The organism is Roseateles saccharophilus, assembly GCF_004342485.1.
GTDB classification, from domain to species: Bacteria; Pseudomonadota; Gammaproteobacteria; order Burkholderiales; family Burkholderiaceae_C; genus Pelomonas; species Pelomonas saccharophila.
The window spans coordinates 22,621-29,424 of record NZ_SMBU01000051.1; the positions used below are offsets into that span (position 1 = coordinate 22,621).

The following is a 6,804-nucleotide window of genomic DNA, read 5'->3' on the forward strand; positions in this document are numbered from 1 at the left end:
GGGCCGGGCGATGCGCCGCCGTCAAAGTTCCGCCACCTGGCTGCTGCTGGCCCACATCGGGCTCATCATCTACGCCAGCCTCTACCCCTTCTGGCCCTGGCGCTGGCCGCCGGGCATGGGCCTGCCCTGGCTGTTCGGCCTGTCCTGGCCGACGCGCTTCTGGGCCTTCGACGTCGAGGCCAACCTGCTCGGCTACATTCCGCTGGGCCTGCTCGGCTTCGCGGCGGCCGTGCGCTCGGGCTGGGGCCTGCGCGCCGGCCTGCTGCTCGGCCTGCTGCCGGGGCCGCTGCTGTCGTTCGCGATGGAGACGCTGCAGTTCTTCCTGCCCGGTCGCGTGCCCTCGCTGTCGGACCTGACCTTCAACTCGGTCGGCAGCACGCTGGGCGCCATGCTGGGCCTGGTGCTGCACGGCCTGGGCGGCCTGCAGCGCTGGCAGGACGTGCGCGACCACTGGTTCGGCGCCAGCAGCGCGCCCGCCCTGGCCCTGCTCGCGCTGTGGCCGCTGGCCCTGCTCTATCCGACGCCGCTGCCCTTCGGCCTGGGCCAGTGGCTGCCCTGGTGGCGCGAGTCCCTGGTCGACGCACTCGACGGTACGCCCTGGGCCCTGCAATGGGGCGATGCGGTCACTGTCGAGCACGAGCTGCCGCCGGGCCTGGAGGCGCTGGCCATCGCGCTGGGCCTGCTCGCGCCGGTGCTGCTGATGATCAGCGTGGCCCGCCCCGGCCTGCGCCGCATCGCGCTGGCGGGCGGCGCGGTGCTGCTCGGCCTGATCGGCACGACCACGTCCACGGCCATGGCCTTCGGGCCCGACCACGCCTGGGCTTGGCTCAGCGAGGCCACGCGGCCCGGCCTGGGCCTGGGCCTGGGCTTGGCCCTGCTGGCCTGCCTGCTGCCCTCGCGGGTTGCGGCGGCGCTGGGCCTGTTCGCGATCTGTGCGCTGATCGGCCTCATCAGCATCGCGCCCAGCGACCCCTATCTGGCGCTGAACATGCAGGCCTGGGAGCATGGCCGCTTCATCAATTTCTACGGCTTGACGCGCTGGATGGCCTGGACATGGCCTTTCATCGCGGTGGTCTGGCTGGCGGCCCGCCTGGTCCAGAAACCTCGGTGAGCGAGAATCGCCGGCGATGAGTTATTACCAGCGCCACCTCTTCGTCTGCCTGAACCAGCGCGCCAACGGCGAGGCCTGCTGCGCCGACCACGACGCCCAGGCTGCCTTCGACCACTGCAAGTCCCGCGTGAAGGATCTTGGCCTGGCTGGCAAGGGGGGCGTGCGCGTCAACAAGGCCGGCTGCTTGGACCGCTGCGCCGGCGGGCCGGTGGCCGTCGTCTACCCCGAGGCCGTCTGGTACTCCTGGGTGGACAAGGGCGATCTCGACGAGATCGTCGAAAGCCATCTGCGCGATGGCCGGGTCGTCGAACGCCTGGTGCTGCCGGATTCCGTCGGCCGATGAACTCGCAGACCGAAAAGCGCCTCGTCCCCGGCCCGGCCGGCCAGATCGAGGTGGCCATCGACCTCCCGGCCGGCGGCGCTGAGCCTGCCGGCACTGCGCTGATCTGCCACCCCAACCCGACCCAGGGCGGCACGATGGACAACAAGGTCGTGCAGACCTTGGCGCGCGCCTTCGTCCAGCTCGGCTGGCGTGCCGTGCGCTTCAACTTCCGCGGCATCGGCAAATCCGAAGGCGGCTGGGACGAAGGCCGCGGCGAAGTCGATGACGCGTTGGCCGTGCGCGATGCCGTGCATGCGCCCAGCGAGCCGCTGGTGCTGTCCGGCTTCTCCTTCGGCGGCTATGTCGCCTCGCGCGCGGCGCAGCGCCTGGCCGAGGCCGGCGCGCCCGCCCGCCGCCTCGTGCTCGTCGGCCCCGCCACGAGCCGCTTCGACACCGCGCCCGTGCCGGCCGACACGGTGGTCATCCACGGCGAGGTCGACGACGTTGTGCCGCTCTCGTCCGTGCTCGACTGGGCCCGGCCGCAGAGCCTGCCCGTCACCGTCGTGCCCGGCGTGGGCCATTTTTTCCACGGGCAGCTGCCGCTGCTCAAGTCCCTGGTGGTGCGTGCCTTCGATCCCACGAAGCTCTGATGGCCGTGCCCGAACCGATCCGATGAAACGACTGTTTCTCTCCCTTCTCGCCGCCCTCTCCGTCGGCGCCCAGGCCCAGGCGCCCCAGCCCCCCGAGATCGCCGCACGCAACTACGTGCTGATCGACCTGACCTCGCACAAGACCCTGGCCGAGCGCGAGGCCGACTTGCCCCAGGACCCGGCGTCGCTGACCAAGCTGATGACGGCCTACGTCGTCTTCGGCGCGTTGCACGACAAGAAGCTGACGCTGGAGCAGACCCTGCCCGTGTCCAAGCGGGCCTGGGACGAGCGCAAGGGTGATCCATCCCTGATGTTCATCGACACGACGATGACGCCCAAGGTCGACGAGCTGCTGCGCGGCCTCATCATCCAGAGCGGCAACGATGCCGCCGTGGCCCTGGCCGAAGGCGTGGCCGGCTCGGTCGAGAACTTCGTGCAGCTGATGAACCGCCAGGTCCAGGCCTGGGGCCTGAAGCACACCGAGTTCAGGAACGTGACCGGCATGACCGAGCCCGGCCACAAGGTCAGCGCGCGCGACATCGCCACGGTGGCCGCCCACATCATCACGGACTTCCCCGAGTACTACGGCTACTACTCGCAGCGCGACTACACCTTCAACAAGATCCGCCAGGACAACCGCAACCTGCTGCTGCGCCGCGACCCGACGGTGGACGGCATGAAGACCGGCTACACCGATGCCGCCGGCTACTGCCTGGTCGCCAGCGCCAGCCGCGACTTCCCCAACGGCAAGCGCCGCCTGCTGAGCGTCGTCATGGGCGCTGCTTCCAAGGAGGCGCGCGCCAGCGAGAGCCAGAAACTGCTGAACTGGGGCTACACGGCCTTCGATGCGGTCAAGATCTTCGACGCCGGCAAGGCCATCGCCACCGTGCCGGTCTGGAAGGGCGAGGCCAAGGAGGCCAGGCTCGGTGCGGCCGATGCCGTCTACGTCGCCGTGCCGCATGGCGACGCCGGCAAGCTGCAGACCCAGGTCGAGCGCACCGAGCCGCTGGTCGCGCCGCTGAACAAGGGCCAGCGCGTCGGCACGCTGCGTGTGACCACGACGACCGGCACGCCGGTGGCCGAGGTGCCGCTGATCGTGCAGGAAGCCGTGCCCGGCGCCGGCCTGCTCGGCCGCGCCTGGGATTCGCTGCGTCTGTGGATCAAGTAAACCGCCAGGAGGGTGCCATGAACCTGCCTCCCGAGATTCCGCCCGAACAATCCCTGATCGAATACCCGTCGCAGTTCCCGATCAAGGTCATGGGCGCCCATGTCGAGGGCTTCGTCGAGGCCATCACGGCCGTCGCGCTGCAGTTCGACCCCGGCTTCGATGCGTCCACCATCGAGCACCGCCCGAGCAAGGGCGGCAACTACCTGGGCTTGACGATCACCGTCATGGCCACCAGCCGCGAACAGCTGGACGAGCTCTACCGCACGCTGACCACCCACCCGATGGTCAAGGTGGTGCTGTGAGCCGCGCCTGATCAGCTCGACGCGTCGGCGTCCTGCATCGCCTTGAGCTTGGCCTTGGCCGCGTCGTCGCCGTTCTGCGCGGCCACGCCGTACCAGTAGCGCGCCAGGCGCGCGTCGGCTTCCACGCCCAGGCCCGTCTCGAACATCGACGCGACGAGGTATTGCGCGCCGACGTCGCCGGCCTTGGCCGCCTCCAGATACCAGTGCTGGGCCAGGGCCATGTCCTGGCCGCGGCCGCGGCCGAGGTAGTAGCAGGTCGCGATCGCCAGCGCACCGTCCGCGTTGCCGTGCTCGGCGGCGCGCTCGAACCAGCCGCAGGCGGCGGCCTTGTCGAGCGGGGCGTGGCGGCCCTGTTCAATCATTTCGCCGAGTGCGTTCTCCGCGTGGGCCAGCTGCTGCGCCGCGGCGCGCTGCAGCAGCTGCCAGGCCCTGGCGTCGCTGGCGCCCGGCAGTTCGCGGCGCAGGTTCATCATCGCCAGATTGAACTGACCCAGGGGTTCACCGCGCCGCGCCGACTCGGCGAAGCCCCGCGCCGCCGCCTTCAGGTCGCCAGCGTCGTAGGCGGCCAGCGCGTCGGTCAACGGAGCCGCCTGCGCCAGCGGGGCGGCGAGCAGCAGGGCTGCGATCAGTGGCATCTTCATTGGATGGAGTCGGCCCGGCGGGGCCAAGGCTTACACGGTCTGCCTATGATGCCCGTCATGATCGTCAAGACCCTGGGGCGGGTCGAATACCTGCCCACGCTGGAGGCCATGCGCGCCTTCACGGCCGCACGCGAGGCCGGCACGCCGGACGAGCTCTGGCTTTGCGAGCACCCACCCACCTTCACGCAAGGCCTGGCCGGCAAGCCGGAGCACCTGCTGCTGCCGGGCGACATCCCCGTCGTGCCCACCGAGCGTGGTGGCCAGGTGACCTATCACGGCCCCGGCCAGGTCACCGCCTACCCGCTGGTGGACCTGCGGCGCCTGGGCATCTTCGTGAAGGAATACGTCTTCCGGCTGGAGACGGCGCTGATCCAGACGCTGGACAGCTATGGCGTGACCGGGCTGCGCGTGGCCGGCGCGCCGGGCATCTATGTGCGCCCGGCCGACCCCGGCGGCCATGCCGGCCTGACCGGGCCGACCGACCCGACGGACAGCTTCCGTGGCCTGGCCAAGATCGCCGCTCTGGGCATCAAGGTCAGCCGCCACTGCACCTACCACGGCCTCGCGCTGAACGTCGCGATGGACCTCGAACCCTTCCTGCGCATCAACCCCTGCGGCTACGAAGGCCTGGAAACCACATCCCTCGATAAAATCGGGGTTTCCACCGACTGGCCGACCGCGGCCGGCCGGCTCGCCGAGCGACTATCGGCCCAGCTGACTCCCTGACCATGAGCGACACGACCTACGATCCCAGCGTCAAGCAAAAAGCCGAGGCCAAGACCTCGCGCATCCCGATCAAGATCGTGCCGGCCGAGGTGCTGAAGAAGCCCGACTGGATCCGGGTGAAGGCCGGCTCGCCGACGACCCGCTTCTACGAGATCAAGCAGATCCTGCGCGAGCACAAGCTGCACACGGTCTGCGAGGAAGCCAGCTGCCCCAACATCGGCGAATGCTTCGGCAAGGGCACCGCCACCTTCATGATCATGGGCGACAAGTGCACGCGCCGCTGCCCCTTCTGCGACGTCGGCCATGGCCGGCCCGACCCGCTGGACGCGAGTGAGCCCGAGAACCTGGCCAAGACGATCGCCGCGCTCAAGCTCAAGTACGTCGTCATCACCAGTGTGGACCGCGACGACCTGAAGGACGGCGGCGCCGGCCACTTCGCCGAGTGCATCACCAAGGTCCGCGAGCTCAGCCCGACGACGCAGATCGAGGTGCTGGTGCCCGACTTCCGCGGCCGCGCCGACCGCGCGCTGGATATCCTGAAGGCCGCGCCGCCGGACGTGATGAACCACAACCTGGAAACCGCGCCACGCCTGTACAAGGAAGCGCGCCCGGGCTCCGACTACGAGTTCAGCCTGAACCTGCTGAAGCGCTTCAAGGAAGAAGTGCCGGGCGTGCCGACCAAGAGCGGCATCATGGTGGGCCTGGGCGAGACGGACGAGGAGATCCTGCAGGTCATGCGCGACATGCGCGCACACAACATCGACATGCTGACCGTCGGCCAGTACCTCGCGCCGTCGGGCCACCACCTGCCGGTGCGCCGCTATGTGCACCCCGACACCTTCAAGATGTTCGAGGAAGAGGCCTACAAGATGGGCTTCACGCACGCCGCCGTCGGCGCGATGGTGCGCTCCAGCTACCACGCGGACCAGCAGGCTCACGCGGTGCTGAACGGCGGGGCCGCCGCCTGAGGCCAAAAGGGGATTGAGGGCCGCTCGCGAAGCCGGCCCGGGCTGGCGAGAGGCTCAGGCCTCCGCCAGCAATTGCTCGATGAGACCGTGCAGAGCGGCGAAGTCGGGCTCGCCGACGAAGCGCTTGACGATCTCGCCGCGCTTGTTGATGAGGAAGGTCGTCGGCGTCATCTGCACCTGGCCGAAGGCGTTGGCGACGCTGCCGGTGTTGTCAATGGCCACGCCGAAGGGCAGCTGGCGCGTCTCGGCGTATTTGGCGACGAAGGCCGGCGGGTCGTAGCTCATGGCCACGGCCAGCGTGTCGAAGCCGCGGCCCTTGAACTTGTCGAAGGTGGCGATGACCTGGGGCATCTCCTTCACGCAGGTCGCGCAGCTGGTGGCCCAGAAATTCACCAGCATGACCTTGCCGTGCCAGTCCTGCGAGCTCGCCTTTTGGCCGTTCAGCAGCACATAGTCAACGGCAGGTGCCTGCTCGCGAGCGCAGCCGCTCAGCACGGTGGCGCCGAGGGCGAGGACGAGGGCGGCGAGGGCGCGGCGGTTCAGCATGGCCTCGATTCTAGGAGGCTGTCGGGCTGGGGGCCAGGTGCGCGTTGGGCCTGCAAGGGGCTGAGGCTAGGCGACGACGACGCTGCGGGCTCGCGCCCGCGAGGAGGAGCAACAACGCCTCAGCCCCTTGCAGGCCCAACCCGAAGGGCCGAGGCGATTTGCGGGGCCATGCGTCGTTGCCGGCTCGTTGTTGGGCCCCGCCCAACGCCTCGTCGGCGCCTAGCCTTGCCCCGCAACTCGCCTCGGCGCGCACCCGGACCCCAGCCCGACAGCCTCCTAAGTGGCATGAACCAGGCGAGCACCCTGGATGATGGAAGACACTGGGGTGTGCGGGCCAGCGCGGGTAGAGGTCGATCAATTTATTGATGGC

At 69.4% G+C, this 6,804-nt stretch carries 9 protein-coding genes; 7 read left to right on the forward strand and 2 right to left on the reverse strand.

Going from position 1 to position 6,804, the window contains the following annotated elements; translation table 11 throughout:
• Nucleotides 1-10 precede the first annotated feature (10 nt).
• From EV671_RS24315 to EV671_RS24335, 5 genes are read left to right on the forward strand one after another with little or no spacing between them, the layout of a single operon-like run.
• A complete protein-coding gene (locus EV671_RS24315; RefSeq protein WP_132576504.1) occupies nt 11-1,111 on the forward strand; it encodes a VanZ family protein in 1,101 nt (366 codons plus the stop codon).
• Nucleotides 1,112-1,127: 16 nt separating this feature from the next.
• Nucleotides 1,128-1,454, forward strand: coding sequence for a (2Fe-2S) ferredoxin domain-containing protein (locus EV671_RS24320; RefSeq protein WP_132576505.1), 327 nt, complete (start codon nt 1,128-1,130; stop codon nt 1,452-1,454).
• Nucleotides 1,451-2,083: an alpha/beta hydrolase gene (locus EV671_RS24325; RefSeq protein WP_132576506.1), complete on the forward strand. Its 633-nt coding sequence runs from the start codon at nt 1,451-1,453 to the stop codon at nt 2,081-2,083. The genes EV671_RS24320 and EV671_RS24325 overlap by 4 nt, the downstream gene beginning before the upstream one ends.
• Nucleotides 2,084-2,105: 22 nt before the next feature.
• Nucleotides 2,106-3,251, forward strand: coding sequence for a D-alanyl-D-alanine carboxypeptidase family protein (locus EV671_RS24330; protein ID WP_132576507.1), 1,146 nt, complete (start codon nt 2,106-2,108; stop codon nt 3,249-3,251).
• 17 nt (nt 3,252-3,268) lie between these two features.
• A complete protein-coding gene (locus EV671_RS24335) occupies nt 3,269-3,553 on the forward strand; it encodes a DUF493 family protein (RefSeq protein ID WP_132576508.1) in 285 nt (94 codons plus the stop codon).
• Between the two features lie 11 nt (nt 3,554-3,564).
• On the opposite strand, the gene EV671_RS24340 is transcribed toward EV671_RS24335, so the two are convergent.
• On the reverse strand, nt 3,565-4,194 hold the full coding sequence (locus EV671_RS24340) for a tetratricopeptide repeat protein (protein ID WP_132576509.1): 630 nt from the start codon (nt 4,192-4,194) through the stop codon (nt 3,565-3,567).
• A 57-nt stretch (nt 4,195-4,251) separates the two neighbouring features.
• On the opposite strand from EV671_RS24340, the gene lipB reads away from it, so the two are divergent.
• Together lipB and lipA are read left to right on the forward strand one after the other, a co-directional pair.
• Nucleotides 4,252-4,920 carry a lipoyl(octanoyl) transferase LipB gene (gene lipB / locus EV671_RS24345; protein ID WP_132576510.1) on the forward strand — a complete coding sequence of 223 codons (669 nt, stop codon included), beginning with the start codon at nt 4,252-4,254 and terminating at the stop codon, nt 4,918-4,920.
• A 2-nt stretch (nt 4,921-4,922) separates the two neighbouring features.
• Complete coding sequence (gene lipA / locus EV671_RS24350) at nt 4,923-5,888, forward strand: lipoyl synthase (RefSeq protein ID WP_132576511.1); 966 nt, start codon at nt 4,923-4,925, stop codon at nt 5,886-5,888.
• 54 nt (nt 5,889-5,942) lie between these two features.
• Here lipA and EV671_RS24355 read toward each other — a convergent pair whose 3' ends face one another.
• Nucleotides 5,943-6,434, reverse strand: coding sequence for a TlpA family protein disulfide reductase (locus tag EV671_RS24355; RefSeq protein ID WP_132576512.1), 492 nt, complete (start codon nt 6,432-6,434; stop codon nt 5,943-5,945).
• Between the last annotated feature and the right edge of the window lie 370 nt (nt 6,435-6,804).